This window comes from Mesorhizobium sp. B4-1-4 (genome assembly GCF_006439395.2).
Lineage (GTDB): Bacteria > Pseudomonadota > Alphaproteobacteria > Rhizobiales > Rhizobiaceae > Mesorhizobium.
In genome coordinates, this window is sequence record NZ_CP083950.1 from 1536166 (window position 1) to 1551802 (window position 15637).

Sequence of the window (15637 nt, forward strand, 5' to 3'; positions counted from 1 at the left end):
TGGAGGAACAGGCTCACGTTTTCAACTCGCGCTTCAACTCGTTGAGGAAGCGCCAATCCGTTCCGTCTGCGATGATCTGTTGCGGGCTCGATTTGATCATGCCCGTCTCCTGCATGCGCAGCGTGTAGAACCGCAGCGAGTCTTCAGGATCGAATTCGCGCCAGCGGTCGTACCGGATATCCTTCAGCGTTTGGAGCGCGTAGTCATACGATGGGACGAAATCGCGATCGACCATCTGCCGGGCTACCAGTTGCGGATTCGACACGCAGACGTCGGCGGCCTTGAGGATGGATCGCAAGACCCGCTTGGTCGCCACCGGATACCTGTTCACGTAGTCCGTCGTCGCGGAGATCATGCAGCAGAAATACTGTGACCAGGGCCGGTCGACGGCATTGTTAAGGATCGTGTGACCGATCTTCTTGGCGCGCAGCTCCTGCGGCTGGGGCGGTGTCCCGAGGAAGGCATCGATCTTCCCTTGGACGAAGAGGTCTGTCGGTTTGACGCCCTCAGTCAAAACCCACTGGATATCGTTGACGGGATCGAGCCCGACATAGGCGGACATGAGGGTCAGCCACACGTGTCGCGAGTTGTTGAAACCGTCCACGCCCACCCTCATGCCCCGCAGATCCGTGACACTGCGGATGCTCTCCTTGGCGATCAGTTCGAGGCATCCCGAGTGCAACCCGGTCAGCACCTTGATCGGCACGCCGGCATCGATCGACGCGATTTGGTTCGGCGGAAAGTTGATCGAGAAATCCGTCTCACCGCGTGCGATCCACTCCGATTGGTCGACGCTCCTATCGCCTTCCACGTAGCGAACGTCTGTGAAGCCATCTGCGCGCATCAGTTCCCCGGCGAGGTACGCGCCGGCCCAGCAGTAGGAACCACCGACCCATCGCGGCAACCGAACCGTGGTCGTTTCCAGCGGCGGCTCCGCGTGGAGTGACTTCGGAAGACCGACGACACCGACTGCACCTGCCATTGCAGCGCCGGCCAGGAATCGGCGGCGGTTCTGGGTGATCTGCATCGGAGTCTCCTTTCAGAAGAAACAGCACCGCTGGCCGATTGCCTGATCAGGTCTTCAATTCCCGCTTGAGTTCGTTCAGGAAGCGCCAGTCCGTACCTTCCGCGATAATCCTGTCGGGTGTAGAGCCGATCAAACCGATTTCTTTCAGCCGAAGTGCATAGAAGCGGACGGTGTCAGTTGAATCGTAGTCCCGCCATTTCCGGTAGGGCAACTCGCTGATCGCTGCGAACGCATCATTATAGTGGCTGGCGAATCCGCCCGCGACCAAGCGCTCGGCAACCAGGGCCGGCGCGGCGGTGCATAGATCCGCGGCCTTGAGGATGGCGCGCAGCACCCGCTTGGTAGCAACCGGATGCGCGGCCACAAAATCGCTGTTGCCGGACAGTATGCAGCAAAAATATTGCGACCAAGGTCGGTCCACTGTGCTGTTGACGATCACGTGCCCGACCTTGCTGCGCCGCAATTCCTGCGGGTCCGGCGGAAAGCCCAGGAACGCATCGATGTCGCCCCGCGCGAACAGCTCCTTGGGCTTGACCGCCGGGTCCACCACCCAGTTGATGTCGCGCGCCGGATCGAGCCCGACATAGGCCGCGATGCTGGCGAGGAACAGATGCGGCCCCGAACCGAGCCCCTGGACGCCGACGTTCCGGCCTTTCAGATCGACGACGCTGTCAATCCCGCGCTTGGCAAACAGCTCGAAGCAACCGGGATGGACGCCGCCGAGCAGAGTGAGCCGCGCACCGGAGTCCAAGGCTACGATCGAATTTGTCACGAAGTTGAGGCTAAAGTCGATCTCGCCATTCGCCACCGCGGAGGCCGTGGCTGCACCGGGGCCTGTGGCGACATAGGCAACCTCGGTGAAGCCCTCAGCGCGCAGCAGGTCCTCTGCAACATACTGTGGCGCCACGCAGATGCTAGGGATCTTGGCCAAGCGAATGCGTGTGGTCTCCGGCCCTGGCTCGGCAAGAACCCGAGTTGGAGCGCCGACGAGGCTTGCGGTGCCGGCAGCCGTCAGGCCGGCCAGGAAGCGCCTGCGGCTCTGGATGATTTGCATGTCTACGTCTTCCTCGAGACAGATGGGATCAGGTTTTCAGCTCACGCTTCAACTCGTCGAGGAAGCGCCAATCGGTGCCGTCGGCGATAATCTGCTGCGGACCCGCCTTGATCAGGCCCGTCTCCTGCATGCGCAGGGCATAGAACCGCATCGAGTCTTCAGGATCGAAATCCCGCCACCGGTCGTAGCGGATATCCTTCAGGGTTTGCAGCGCGTTGTCATACGACGGCATGAATTCGCGATCGACCATCAGCTGCGCCACCATCTGCGGATCCGACGCGCAGAGGTCGGCGGCCTTGAGGATCGATCGCAAGACCCGCTTGGTCGCCACCGGGTATCTTGTCACGTAGTCCGTCGTGGCGGAGATCATGCAGCAGAAATACTGTGACCATGGGCGGTCGACGGCATTGTTGAGGATCGTATGGCCGATCTTTTTGGCGCGCAGCTCCTGCGGCTGGGGCGGCGTGCCGAGGAATGCGTCGATCTTCCCTTGAACGAAGAGTTCCGTCGGCTTGACACCCTCGGTCAAGACCCACTGGATATCGTTGACGGGATCGAGCCCCACATAAGCGGCCATGAGGGTCAGCCACACGTGTCGCGAGCTATTGAAACCATCCACTCCCACTCTCTTGCCCCGCAGATCCGTGACGCTGCGGATGTTCTCCGTTGCGATCAGTTCGAGGCATCCCGAGTGTAACCCGGTCAGCACCTTGATCGGCACGCCGGCGTCGATCGACGTGATCTGATTCGGCGGAAAGTTCACCGAGAAGTCCGTCTCGCCGCGCGCGATCCATTCCGATTGGTCGATGCTTTTGTCGCCTTTCACGTAGCGAACGTCGGTGAAGCCCTCGGCGCGCATCAATTCTCCGGCGATGTACGCGCCTGCCCAGCAGTAGGAAGTATCAACCCACCACGGCAGACGAACCGTGGTCGTTTCCAGTGGAGGTTCCGCGTGTAGTGACTCTGGAAGTCCGACGATACCTGCAGCGCCTGCCATTGCAGCGCCGGCCAGGAATCGGCGGCGGGTTTGGATGGTCTGCATCAGAACGCTCCTCTTCCGATTGGCAAAAGGCGATACTGGCCGGGACCGAGCAAAAGAGGTTTCGGCAGAGGCAGGTGGTCCGGTGAGCGCGACGAGTAGTTGTGGAACCTAGCGCGCCTAGTCCGATGTGGGAGTCTTGCGCTCTCAGTCGCCGGGTCATGCATTAGCAGCCGACGATATGCCAACGGTACGCCCAATTTGCGTAGGTTGCGAGCGCAAAACTTACTACGCCAAACGTCCCGCCAGGACCTCGCTGTCGGGGAGACTGTTTGCGCGGTCATGAATAGCCACTCCGAGTTTAATTGCGGCCGTTCCGAATGATCGACGCAAAGGTCTGCATCGGGTCAGCTTCAGTGCTTGGTCCCTCCGGCTGAACGTCCGCTATCGTTCTTCGGACGCCAAAAGCCGCCATTCCGCTGACGGCCCCTAAGAAGTCATAGGTGTTGCGCGCCTCAATGCCGTTCCCCGGTGATCTGACGATGAATCCTGAACGGCGCCGTTCGTTGATCGGTGCAGCGGCTTGCCGCGATTGAGACTTGGCTGCCGTATTGGACGGCAATGCCAGGGCGTGTCCACATGGGCAGGGTCTATCGGACGTTTTGAAACGCAGCCAACGTGCCGTCCAATAAGGTTGGTATTGACTTTTGGGCATATCTGACTCAAAAGTCTAGGTGCTATTGGACACCGGAGGGTCGGATGCAGGTCGGTTACGCGAGAACTTCAACGGAAGAACAGGTGGCAGGGTTGGAGGCACAGGTCCGTGATCTTAAGGCTGCCGGTTGCGAGGAAGTCTTTTCAGAGCAGGTGTCTGCTCTTGGGGATCGGAAGGAACTGGACCGTGCTCTGAAGTTCCTGCGCAAGGGCGACACGCTGGTGGTCACGAAGATTGACCGCCTGGCACGCAATACGCGCACCTTGGGCGAACTCGTCGACGGCCTGCATGGACGAGGCGTCGGGCTGAAGGTGCTGCAATTTGGCAAGGAGACGCTGGACACAACCGGAGCCTACGGTCGGCTGATGCTAAACATGTTCGCTGCTTTCGCAGAGTTCGAGAGGGACCTCATGAAAGAGCGTCAGAAGGAAGGCATCGCGAAGGCGAAGGCAGAGAAGAAGTACAAAGGGCGGAAGCCGACGGCGCGAGCAAAGGCCAGTGAGGCGGTTGTCTTGTTCCAGCAACAGAAGTCCGTGTCAGAGATTGCCGTGTCTCTCGGCATCGGGCGGGGGTCAGTCTACCGAGCGCTTGCGGCTGCTGGCCTCAGGTAGGCCACGGTGCAAGTGTGGCGGCAACATGCTTCGGCTGGTTGGTTCAGGTGTGAAGCAGTCGCTGCACGGCGAAACATTAGAGCGCTGCTCCTGGCGGTGCGGCCTTGGATGCTTCTGCATTGGGTTGATGTTGGTAATCTTTCATTCTGTCCCAACAGATAGTATCAGGACGAAATGAGTGGAGCTGACGACGAAGAGTTGGACGAAGCTGATCTGGAAGCGCTTGAAGCGCTGGAGGCGCTTTTGGCTCCTGTCGATTTGCCCAAATTCCCTGAAACTATGCCGGCTGATTGTCCGCTGGATAGCGCGCTGGATGCGCATGGAGAGGTTTATCGGATCGTGAAAACCGACCCTCCAGCAGCCGAAGATTTTTTGACGTTCTTCGAATTGGGGAATGATATCCCGCCGGGACGCGAATGCGAATGCCATGGGCTTAGTTTGTTTCGGGACAGTTCGGAGCAGAGGCCTATGCTGATAAATTCCCGCACTTAGGCGAGTTCATAGCAGCAGCTTCTCTCACGCCTGAACTCGGGAAAATAGCAGAAACGCCCAGGATGATCCGTGGCGCCGCAGTCAGCCATGCAACTTGGTGGCCATATGAGAATATCCAACGCGAAGCGCCATTTGTCGTGAAGGCAACGGAATGACAATCTGGCAAATTGAATCGACACCGGCGCCTTGGCTGCGGATATCATCCCTCAGCCCACTGCAGGTGTTGGATGAATTTGATGAGCCCACGCTCTTCACGTTCAAGTCTTCTGACGACCAATTGTTACTGGCCTACCAGTGTGGGCAGGACCGAGGTATTTCCCGCTATCTGTTGGTTCCTGCCGATGAGCATCTCGTCTCCCAAATCGAGGGCAATCGGCTGCCATTGCGGGACGCCCTTGTTGGAGGTGGTTGGGCGTGGCTCGTAGACCGGTTAGCTGGAGGTAAACTGACTGAGCCGGTCGCGATCGACCCGAACAAGCTTCCAGCGACTGCTTTGCCGAAGCCAGGTGCTACTCTATCGATCGACCCACGCGTTCTGTTGCGTGTCCGCTTGATCGGAAAGGATCTGGACGCGCATCGAATCCCAGCAAGCGTCGTCAGGCGGGCGCTCGATGGTACTACCGGCGCAATTAGAGCGCTGTCCGCCTATGCGTTAGAATTGGACCAGCTTTCTGGGCGCCCAGCGGACGAGTTCAGGCGGTTTTACGATCTGCCAGCTGTGGACTTTGGATTCCGCAGTTTTGAGATAGCATTCGGGGCGCCCAATTTCTCTGAGCGCCTTTTTGACGATCAGCCTACGATCGAGAAGATTAGTGAAGCCCTTCAGAAAGGGCTGACGTGGGCAACGGAGAAGGAAGCCGCGCCCGTTCCACACTCAGCTGAGTGGCGGTCCATAGTTGAGGCACTCGCTAAATTAACGCCCCCCATCAAGGGTGTGATTGAAAGTGTGGAGGTGAGCGGTCGATTGACCGGTCGCCGAGCACGCCCCGTCCAGTTGACCAGGCGTTCCGCCGAAAGGGTTGCCAACGCAAGAAAGACATTCGTTCCCGACACTAGGGCTAAAGCCTACGAGGGGTTTATCCGAGAACTGGACAAGGACAAGAAGAAATTCATTTTGCGCGATGCGAAGGCTAACGATTTGTGCGTCGTCGGCTTCAACGAGGATCAGTTCGAAGACGTGAACCTCGCCTTCGACACGGACCAACTGGTCAACATTGTCGTCTATGAAACCGTGGCTCCGCACGAATTGACTTCGATAACGCTCAGGGCGGCCCAGCACAGTGCGAGTCCTGAAGCCTAGGTGTTTGATCCCAGGCTTTGATGGGGCATCCTTATCGCCCGAATCAAAGGATGCGCTATGGCCAGGTTCTGCATGGGAGCACCGAGACACGTTGAACTACCTTCAATCGCGGATCGGAACGCTGCTCGGGCGAGCTCAGGCGGTCGTCGCCATCCGCGGCGGGATGGGCCGCGAGGAGAGGATAAGGCGCAGAAGCCTTCCGTCACGATCCCGAGGTCCAAGGGCTGCTGGCGACCGACGCCGCCGGCGAAGGCATCAATCTCCAGCGCCCACCTTGGTACGACCTACCCTGGAACCCGAACCGTCTGGAACAGCGCTTCGGGCGCATTCACCGCATCGGCCAGACCGAGGTCGCCACCTTGGTGGCAGGATTGCCGACGCGGTCGTCGTTCGTCAGGTCGGGGCGAGCCGGCGAGCTGCGAACATGCCTGCGCGATCATCGTCGTTGCGAACCCAGTCAAGTGTATGCCAAAACCCCTAGGGGTCCCCGAATTCCAACGTGTTATGGACTTGTTGCATAGCGAAGGTTCTTGCCTTCACTCAAGTCCATCGCGGAGTTCGAACTATCGTCGGCTGTCGCATTAAAGTGACATTGAACAAGGAGACAGCGTGAAGACAGGTAGATCGGGCATCAGAGATAATCGTGGAAGGGGAGAGGTTCACGAGTTCATCACTGAGCACGCGGTTCCTGAGAGCCGCCTGTCGGTTGTCTCAGCTTATTTCACGACCTTTGCTTATGATCGCCTCCGAACAACGTTGGACAGCGTTGGGCAGATGCGCTTCCTGTTCGGCGAGCCGAGATTCTTGAAGGATGCCGACAATGCGAGCCTCGTCCCACCCGCCTTCTCGTTCGACGAGTCAGGACTGCATCTCACCGAGCAAATCAGGCGGCGGGCTGCGGCGTTGCGCTGTGCTCAATGGATCAGGGACCGAGTCGCGATACGGTCGGTCAAGCGTTCGGGCTTGCTGCACGGAAAGCTGATCCATATCGACGACGGACGCCGTCCGCATGCCGTGCTGGGCAGCTCGAACTTCACGATCAACGGGCTTGGGCTCGGCGACTCGGCGAACATCGAACTCAATCTGATCGTCGATAGCGACCGCGACCGAGAGGACCTACTGGCCTGGTTCGACGAGCTATGGGACAACGCTGGTCTGACTGAAGACGTGCGCGAGGAAGTGCTGCGTGCACTCGAAGCCAGCTATGCTCATGCCGCGCCGGAGTTCGTTTATTTCAAGACGCTGCTCCACCTGTTCGGCGATTTCCTGACCAGCCAGGCGGCCGAAGAAGCGCTGATCCAGCAGACGGCATTCGAGCAGACTGCAATCTGGCGCGCGTTGTTCGATTTCCAGCGCGACGGCCTGCGCGCCGTGCTCGCCAAGATCGAAAAACACGGTGGCTGTATCCTCGCCGACAGCGTCGGTTTGGGCAAAACCTTCACCGCCTTGGCCGTTATCAAGTGGTTCGAGAAGCGCAACAAGAACGTGCTCGTGCTGTGTCCGAAGAAGCTGCGCGAGAACTGGACCGATTACCTCGCTGCCAATAACAGCGAGATGAACCCGCTGCGTGAGGACCGGTTCGGTTACACAGTCCTGTCCCACACCGATCTTTCGCGCGAGAAAGGGAAAGTCGGCGACATCGACCTCGCACGGATCGAATGGGGCAATTACGATCTCATCGTCATCGACGAATCCCACAATTTCCGAAGCGCATCCCGGAATAAGGGAGCAGGCGGACGCCGGAGCCGCTACGAGCGGCTGATGGACGATGTGATCAAGGCCGGCCTCCGAACCAAAGTCCTGATGCTCTCGGCCACGCCGGTGAACAATGATCTGAGCGATCTCAAGGCCCAACTGGACCTGATCTCTGCGGACAGGGGCGACGGATTCGCGGACCTGGGCGTGCCAAATCTCGCCGCGCTGATCGGTGGCTCTCGGCGTCGTTTTGCCGACTGGGCGAAGAGCGGCAGTCGTGAGGTCAGTCAACTCCTCAACAAGCTACCACCCGCATTGTTCGGCCTGCTCGATGGCGTGACAATTGCGCGCTCACGCAAACACGTCGAGCGCCACTACGCCGCTTCGATGGAGCAGATCGGTGGATTTCCGAAGCGGGCCGCACCCGAATCCGTCTTTGCCAATATCGATAACCAAGGCGGCTTTCCGGCGTTCGAAGACGTGGATGCAGCTATCAGCAAGCTGGAACTGGCGCTCTATGGCCCGCTGACTTTCGTACTTCCAGAGTATCGCGCCTTCTATGACAAGGGCGGTAATTTCGACCAGGCCAATCGCGAGAAATACCTCATCGCGATGATGAAGGTTGGCTTCCTCAAGCGGCTGGAAAGCTCCGTCAATTCGTTCCGTCAAACTATGGACCGCATGATCGCCCGCATCGACCAGCGGCTCGGCGATCTCGACAACTTTGATGCGACGGCGACCATCGACACGCCTGCGCCGGACGAGATTGAGTTGGACGATGAATTGGAAGAAGCCTTCGAGGTCGGCGGCGCGCTGAGATACAACCTCGCCCACATCAACCGGGCGGCGTGGAAAGCAGCGCTGACACGCGACCGCGAGCGAATCGCTGCGCTTACGGACGAAGCACGCAAGGTCACGCCCGATCGGGACGCCAAGCTGGACCGGATCAAGGACATCGTCCGCGCCAAGGCCGCCAAGCCCAACACCAACCGCGACGGCGAAGCCAACCGCAAGATCATCCTGTTCACGGCCTTCACCGACACCGCCCGCTATCTCTACGAGGAGCTGCTTCCGCTGGCGCGTGAATGCGGGCTGCAAGCGGCGCTGGTGACGGGAGACGGCTGCAAGGCGACCTTCGGGCGGGCGCGCTTTCAGGATGTGCTGGTCAACTTCGCGCCGCGCGCCAAGCGCCGTGCATCGATGCGAGGCGCCGAGACTGGCGGCGAAATCGATTTGCTGATCGCCACGGACTGCATTTCCGAAGGCCAGAATCTCCAGGACGCCGACCTGTTGGTGAATGTGGATATTCACTGGAATCCCGTGCGCCTGATCCAGCGCTTCGGACGGATCGACCGAATCGGCAGCCGCAATGCTTCGATCCGCATGGTCAATTTCTGGCCGACCGAGGACCTCAACAAATACCTTCGCCTCAAGGATCGCGTGGAGGCCCGCATGGCGCTGGTCGATCTTTCGGCCACGGGCGACGACGATCTGCTCAATGCGCGCGCCGGGGCCGATGGCGACGCCCGCTGGCGCGACGAGCAACTACTCCGACTGAAGGATGAAGTGTTCGATCTGGAGGAAACCGGCGGCGGCCTGACGCTCGCCGATTTCGCGCTCGACGACTTCCGCGCCGACCTGCTTGGCTTCGCGCGCGCCAATGAGCGGGCGCTGCGTGACGCGCCGCTTGGGCTGCACGCGATCGTGCCTAATGAGGTCGAGGAAGGCGCCATCGATCCTGGCGTGATCTTCTGCCTCGGTCGTCGCCCACCCGATCCGAACCCCGAGCAGGCGAAGATCAACCCGCTAGATCCCCACTATCTTGTCCATGTGAAGGATGACGGCTCGGTGCGTTTAGGTTTCGGCCAGCCCAAGCCGATCCTGGAAGCGTATCGTGCGCTCTGCCTGGGACGAAGTGAGCCCTTCGAAGCGCTGTGCAACGCTTTCGACGACGAGACCGATCATGGTGAGAAGATGGAGCGGTATGATGGGCTGATCCGCGCCGCCGTCGCCTCGATCGGCGAAACCTCGGCGACGCGCACGTTGGCGGCGCTCGCAGGCTCGCGCGGCGCGCGCGTGCCCGACGGGGGTGCGCAAGCCCGAGCCAGCCTGGACTATGACCTCATCACCTGGCTCATCATCCGACCGGCGACGGGGGCGGCATGAGCCACGCTCCTCAACGTCTCGCAACGATCCGCGACGCGGTATCCGGGCTTGCTGGCGCGGACCTCGCGGATGCGGGTCGGGCGCTGCTCGGCGCCATGGGCTATCGCAGTCCCAAGACGCTGGACGCTCCTGCCGCCCCGGTCCAGTTTCTCGCAGCGATGGGGATGGATACGGCTCGTTTCGAGACCCTGAGCCGCTGGCGCGCGGTGCATTTCCTGTTTCAGCTCACCGGCGACGAACTGCCCGCGCTGTCTCGTGGTGGCGATCCGGCGACAGGCGGGAGTTTCCAGCGTGGCGCGATCGACTCCTTCGTCATCCTCGCCATCGATCTGGACGACGGCAACTGGTCACGTCGCCAGCTTGTCACGATCGTGCGCGCTCTCAATCGTGGGTTCGCGATGCCTGCGATTGTGCTGTTCCGCCATGGCGACCACGCGACTCTGACGGTGATCGACCGTCGCTCCAACCGACGCGACGCCTCGCGCGACGTGGTCGGTGGGCGGATCAGCCTGATCAAGGACATCGACCTCGCCCGGCCCCACCGTGCCCATGTCGAAATTCTGGCCGACCTCTCGCTCGCAGCACTCGCCCGGCGCAAGGCTCCGTCCGATTTCCGTGCGCTCTATGATCTATGGCTGGAGACACTGTCGGCCGCCGAACTCAACAAGCGCTTCTATGAGGAGCTGGCCGACTGGTTCGCCTGGGCCAGCACCAGCGCGCCACTCGCCTTCCCCAAGGGTCAGGGCAATGGCGAGGGCGCCAAGGAAATCGCACTGATCCGCCTGCTCACCAGGCTGATGTTCGTCTGGTTCGTCAAGGAGAAGGGCCTTCCCAGAGGCCCTGTTCGACCCAGCCGCGCTGGCGAAGCTGTTGAAGGAGCCGCCCGCCGCGATGCCCGCCGGCCACGGCTACTACCTCGCCATCCTCCAGAACCTGTTCTTCGCCACCCTCAACACGGAGATGTCCGAGCGGCGCTGGCGGCAGGACGAGGGCGGGCAATCGAAGGATTACCTCGGCCACCACGTCTATCGCTACGCCGCCCTGTTCGCGGAACCTGACAAGGCGCTGGAAACCTTTGCCAGCGTGCCCTTTCTCAACGGCGGCCTGTTCGAATGCCTGGATACCGAGATTGCGAGCGAGGATCCGCGTGCGGGGCACGCCGAGCGGGAGCGCAAAGGCCTGATCCTACGCATCGACGGCTTTTCCGATCAGCCGGACAAGCAGCCGCGCCTGCCCAACGCCTTGTTCTTCGGGGGAGCGAAGGGCGTCGATCTGTCCGGCTGGTTCGAGAAGGCCAAGGCGCCGCGTGATGTGCCCGGCCTTGTCGACCTGTTCGAGCGCTACAAATTCACCGTCGAGGAGAACACTCCGCTTGAAGAGGAAGCCGCCCTCGATCCCGAGTTGCTGGGCAAGGTGTTCGAGAACCTGCTTGCATCCTATAACGTGGACACCAGAACCACCGCCCGCAACAAGTCGGGCAGCTTTTATACCCCACGCGAGGTGGTCGATTTCATGGTGGACGAGGCGCTGGTCGCCTGGCTGCTGCCGAAGCTGCCGAGCGAACTGGACCTGAACGCCGCGCGTCCTCGCGCACAGGGGCTAAATTTCGGCGCCTTGCCGGGGGAGCTTAACCTCAAGAGCCCTCCGCGCACGGCATTCGCCGGACCTTCGGGGAAAGACGAAGCTAGCCTCCGCGCTCTGCTCAGCTTCGCCAGCCGTTCGCATGACTTCAGCTCAGCCCAAGTGGATGCCCTGATCGCCGCCATCGAGAGTTGCAAGGCCATCGATCCTGCTGTGGGGTCGGGCGCGTTCCCGCTCGGCCTGTTGCAGAAGCTGGTCCACATGCTTGATGTGCTGGATCCCGGCGGGGAGAAGTGGAAGGCGCACAACCGGCTCTATTACGAACGGCGGCTCGCCGAGGCCGAAGCCATTCCCGCAGCCAATGAACGCGCCGCTGAGATTGAAACGGCCGAAGCTGCACTTACCGACTTCGACGTCAAGTTCGCAAGCGGCCACTATCCCGACTACACGCGCAAGCTGTTCCTGATAGATCGCTGCCTGCACGGCGTGGATATTCAGCCCATAGCCGTGCAGATCGCCAAGCTGCGGTGCTTTATCAGCCTGGCCGTGGAGCAGAAAGAACACGCCGACCGCCCCAATCGTGGCATCACGCCGCTTCCTAACCTTGAGGCCAAGTTCGTCGCTGCGAACACGCTGACCCCGCTGCACCGCAGCGGCCAAGCAGTGCTGGTGACTCGGGACATGGCAGCCAAGCAGCGAGCTCTGCGCGAGGCCAATCGCGCCTTCTTCGCCGCCGCCAACGGTGCGGCCAAGCGGGCTATGCAGAAACGCATCAAGGCGCTACGCGAAGAGATCGCCGCCGAAGTGGCACGTGAGCATACATTTGTTAGTGATGACGCCCAAAAACTTGCGGCCTGGGACCCGTTCGATCCCAATGCCTTCGCACCCTTCTTCGACGGCGAATGGATGTTCGGGCTCGACGCCTCGGCCGACGAAGGCTGGTTCGACATCGCCTTCGCCAATCCGCCCTACATCCGGCAGGAGAAGATCGAGAGCTTCCGCGTCAACGATAAGTCGGTGATCGCCAAGGCCCAGCTCAAGGCGGATTACGAGACCTTCGCCGGGGCCGCCGACATCTATGTCTATTTCTACGAACGCGCGTTGCGGCTGCTCAAGCCATCGGGCGCGCTCGCCTTCATCACTTCGAACAAATGGTATCGTGCCGGATACGGCAAGGGCCTGCGCGAATGGCTCATCACGCATGCGCGCATCTTGAAGATCGTCGATTTCGGTGATGCCCCGGTGTTCGAAGCGATCGCCTATCCCACCATTCTGGTTGGCACACGCAAATCCGTACCCAGCAAGCCTCGGCCGAGCGAGACGATCCAGTCACTCAACTGGACGCCGATCGAAGGCGAGGAGCCCAAAGAATCGGTCAAGCGCTTCCCTGAGCGTTTCGCCGCCGAAGCCTTCGCCATGCCCCAGGCTGATCTCTCGCCCGGCGGCTGGCAATTGGAGCCCCAGGCCGAGCGTGACCTGCTCGCGCGCCTGCGCGCGGGTGGCACGCCGCTCGGCGAATGGTGCCAGGGGCGCTTCTATCGCGGCATACTGACCGGGCTGAACGAAGCCTTCGTCATCGACGGTGTCAAACGCGCCGAACTGATCGCCGCCGATCCAAAGAGCGCGGAAATTATCAAACCCTTCCTGCGCGGGCGCGATGTGAAGCGGTGGCAGGTGGAGCCGGCGGACAAATGGCTAATCTTCACGCGCCAGGGCACGGACATCGACCGCTACCCCGCCATTAAGGCGCATCTGGAGAAATTTCGGCCGCAACTGGAGCCAAAGCCGCGCGATTGGAACGACACACGTGATGGCACCTGGGGCGGTCGTAAAGCCGGTCCGTACAAATGGCACGAGATTCAGGACACCGTTGCTTATTGGGAGAATTTCGAAGAGCCGAAGATATTTGTTCCGGCGATCGAAAAGCAGTGTGCCTATGCACCCGACGACACTGGATATTACGGCAACGACAAGACGAGCATCATCGTCACCGAGCGCTCACATTTCCTGCTCGCGGTTCTAAACTCGACCATGTCGTGGTGGATCACGCGGCAGGAGTTTTCCTCGAAACAGGGAGGATTCTACGAGTTCAAGCCGATGTATGTTGGCAAGCTGCCGATCCCAGAAGCGGGAGCCACGCAAGAGGCGTCAGTGAAGACGGTAGTGAGAGCAATCCTCGCCGGTGCCGATCGCCCCCGCCTCGAAGCTCTGATCAACGCCTTCGTCTACGAGTTGTTCTTCGCCGAGGAACTGCACGCGCGGAATCTGCGCCCCTTCGCAGCGTCGCGCGAGGCGGGGCTGATGAGCCTCGCCGATCTCGAAGGCGCCGCGCTCGCCCGCGCCGCCGACGAATGGTCGCGCTGCCTCGCCGACCCCGCCCACCCTCTTTATGCGACCCTCTTCGACCTGCAATCCCTCGACGCGGTGCGGATCATTGAGGGGCGAGCCTGACATGGCGGATTCGGGGGGAGAAAGCGCAGCGAAGATTGCGTCCATTTATATTTCGGACTTCCGAGCCTTCCCGGCGCTCGCGCCGGCCTCGCTCTTGCTCGACGGCAAGAACCTGTTGGCTTGGGGCGAGAACGGATCGGGCAAGTCCTCCATCTACCGGGCGCTGCGTGGACTGTTCTCGGTGGAGGCACAGGACATTTCGCAGATGTGCAATGTCTTCAGCGATCCGGCCGAACCGAGCGTAAAGGCCACGCTGACCGACAAGACCGAACTGCACTGGTCCGCGGCGGGGCACCCGACCGCCAATGTGCTCGATACGGCGCGAAAGTCGGCCTTTCTGAGCCACACGCGGCTGATCGAAATGAACACGGGTCGGACGGCGAACGACGCCCCGAATCTGCTCACCGTGACGGTGGAAAAACTCCTTGCCGACTACGAGGCGACAATGGCAGGGGGACTCAGGCGAACCGTCGGTGAACTTTGGGCGGAAGTGAATGCGGCCTTGAGCGCCGCGTACAGTATAGCAAGGGAACACGTCGTCCGCCGGACTTCGCGGAAAAGGTCAAGGACGCCTGCAACCAGTTCAATGAAGGCATGAAGCAGGCGCTCGCGGCGCTGGAAGCTCATGCCAAATCCGTCCTTCGTAAACTGCTCGACGTTTTTCAGCCGGATGCGCTCGAACTGGTAGGTTTCACCTTCTTCGGCGTGAACTATGACGAGGAAGCGCGCGAGCTCAGCAACCAGACGATGACCGCCAGCGTCAAATTCCGGGATCATGCGCTGCCGGCGCCACCCAATTTCCTGAATGAGGCGCGCCTTTCCGCGCTGGCGATCGCGACCTATCTTGCCGGTCGCCTCGCCTGCGTCCCGGAAAACGACAAGGCGCTGAAGCTGCTGGTGCTCGACGACCTGCTGATCAGCCTCGACTATTCGCACCGCCGGCCGGTGCTGGACGTGATCGGGGAGTTGTTCAAGGAGTGGCAGATAATCCTGCTCACCCACGACCGCTTCTGGTTCGAACTCGCACGCGAGCAACTCTCGGGCGAGCCTTGGAAGGCGATCGAGATATACGAGAAGCTCGACGCCGACGGCCTGCTGCGCCCGGTGATCTGGGAAAGCCAGGACGACCTCGTCGCCGAGACGTTGAAACAGGCGGGCCGGTTCCTCGACGACAATCATCCCGCTGCCGCAGCGAACTATGCCCGGACGGCATGCGAGCTGACACTGCGCCGCTATTGCCGCAAACACAACATCCAGTTCGGTTACACCGATGATCCGCAGAAGATCAAAATTGAGGATTTGCTCAACAAGGGCGAAGCCCATGCAAATGGGAACGCCGACCGCAAGGCCGCCTTCGAGGGATTGAAGAAATACAAGAAGCTCATCCTCAATCCGCTTTCGCACAATCCCACGCAGCCCATCGTAAAAGCTGACGTGGCAGCGGCGCTCGGAGCCGTCGAAGAGCTTGTGAAGGCGTGCCGGAAATGAGCTTCGCTCTGAAGATGACTTGGCACCCAAGCTCCGCGATCACACCATGTTGAACCGTCAATCGTCGGTCCTTCACGA

General features: G+C 60.8%; 12 protein-coding genes. 9 read left to right on the forward strand and 3 right to left on the reverse strand.

The features are described 5' to 3' along the window. Nucleotides 1-13: 13 nt before the first annotated feature. From FJW03_RS07410 to FJW03_RS07420, 3 genes are read right to left on the reverse strand one after another with little or no spacing between them, the layout of a single operon-like run. Nucleotides 14-1027 (reverse strand): ABC transporter substrate-binding protein, encoded by a 1014-nt coding sequence (locus tag FJW03_RS07410; protein ID WP_140761982.1) that lies wholly within the window; start codon nucleotides 1025-1027, stop codon nucleotides 14-16. 46 nt (nucleotides 1028-1073) lie between these two features. Further along, nucleotides 1074-2081, reverse strand: a complete 1008-nt coding sequence (locus FJW03_RS07415; protein ID WP_140761979.1) for an ABC transporter substrate-binding protein — start codon at nucleotides 2079-2081, stop codon at nucleotides 1074-1076. Nucleotides 2082-2109: 28 nt separating this feature from the next. After that, on the reverse strand, nucleotides 2110-3123 hold the full coding sequence (locus FJW03_RS07420) for an ABC transporter substrate-binding protein (protein WP_140761976.1): 1014 nt from the start codon (nucleotides 3121-3123) through the stop codon (nucleotides 2110-2112). 696 nt (nucleotides 3124-3819) lie between these two features. Between FJW03_RS07420 and FJW03_RS07425 the strand changes: the two genes are divergently transcribed. From FJW03_RS07425 to FJW03_RS07465, 9 genes are all read left to right on the forward strand, one after another. Continuing rightward, nucleotides 3820-4386 (forward strand): recombinase family protein, encoded by a 567-nt coding sequence (locus tag FJW03_RS07425; protein WP_140761973.1) that lies wholly within the window; start codon nucleotides 3820-3822, stop codon nucleotides 4384-4386. Nucleotides 4387-4560: 174 nt separating this feature from the next. Next, the gene (locus FJW03_RS07430; protein ID WP_140761970.1) at nucleotides 4561-4878 is read left to right on the forward strand and encodes a hypothetical protein; all 318 of its coding nucleotides are present in this window, start codon (nucleotides 4561-4563) and stop codon (nucleotides 4876-4878) included. Between the two features lie 151 nt (nucleotides 4879-5029). After that, nucleotides 5030-6178 (forward strand): hypothetical protein, encoded by a 1149-nt coding sequence (locus FJW03_RS07435; protein ID WP_140761967.1) that lies wholly within the window; start codon nucleotides 5030-5032, stop codon nucleotides 6176-6178. Nucleotides 6179-6405: 227 nt separating this feature from the next. Beyond that, nucleotides 6406-6699, forward strand: coding sequence for a C-terminal helicase domain-containing protein (locus FJW03_RS30200; RefSeq protein ID WP_413466498.1), 294 nt, complete (start codon nucleotides 6406-6408; stop codon nucleotides 6697-6699). Between the two features lie 88 nt (nucleotides 6700-6787). Further along, nucleotides 6788-10039: a helicase-related protein gene (locus FJW03_RS07445; protein WP_140761965.1), complete on the forward strand. Its 3252-nt coding sequence runs from the start codon at nucleotides 6788-6790 to the stop codon at nucleotides 10037-10039. Next, nucleotides 10036-11097: a hypothetical protein gene (locus tag FJW03_RS07450; protein WP_226890611.1), complete on the forward strand. Its 1062-nt coding sequence runs from the start codon at nucleotides 10036-10038 to the stop codon at nucleotides 11095-11097. The genes FJW03_RS07445 and FJW03_RS07450 overlap by 4 nt, the downstream gene beginning before the upstream one ends. 784 nt (nucleotides 11098-11881) lie before the next feature. After that, the gene (locus FJW03_RS07455; RefSeq protein ID WP_413466499.1) at nucleotides 11882-14071 is read left to right on the forward strand and encodes an Eco57I restriction-modification methylase domain-containing protein; all 2190 of its coding nucleotides are present in this window, start codon (nucleotides 11882-11884) and stop codon (nucleotides 14069-14071) included. Between the two features lies 1 nt (nucleotide 14072). Beyond that, a complete protein-coding gene (locus FJW03_RS07460) occupies nucleotides 14073-14669 on the forward strand; it encodes a hypothetical protein (protein WP_181173187.1) in 597 nt (198 codons plus the stop codon). Beyond that, nucleotides 14666-15559, forward strand: coding sequence for a hypothetical protein (locus FJW03_RS07465; RefSeq protein ID WP_140761960.1), 894 nt, complete (start codon nucleotides 14666-14668; stop codon nucleotides 15557-15559). Before FJW03_RS07460 ends, FJW03_RS07465 begins: the two co-directional genes overlap by 4 nt. Nucleotides 15560-15637 lie beyond the last annotated feature (78 nt).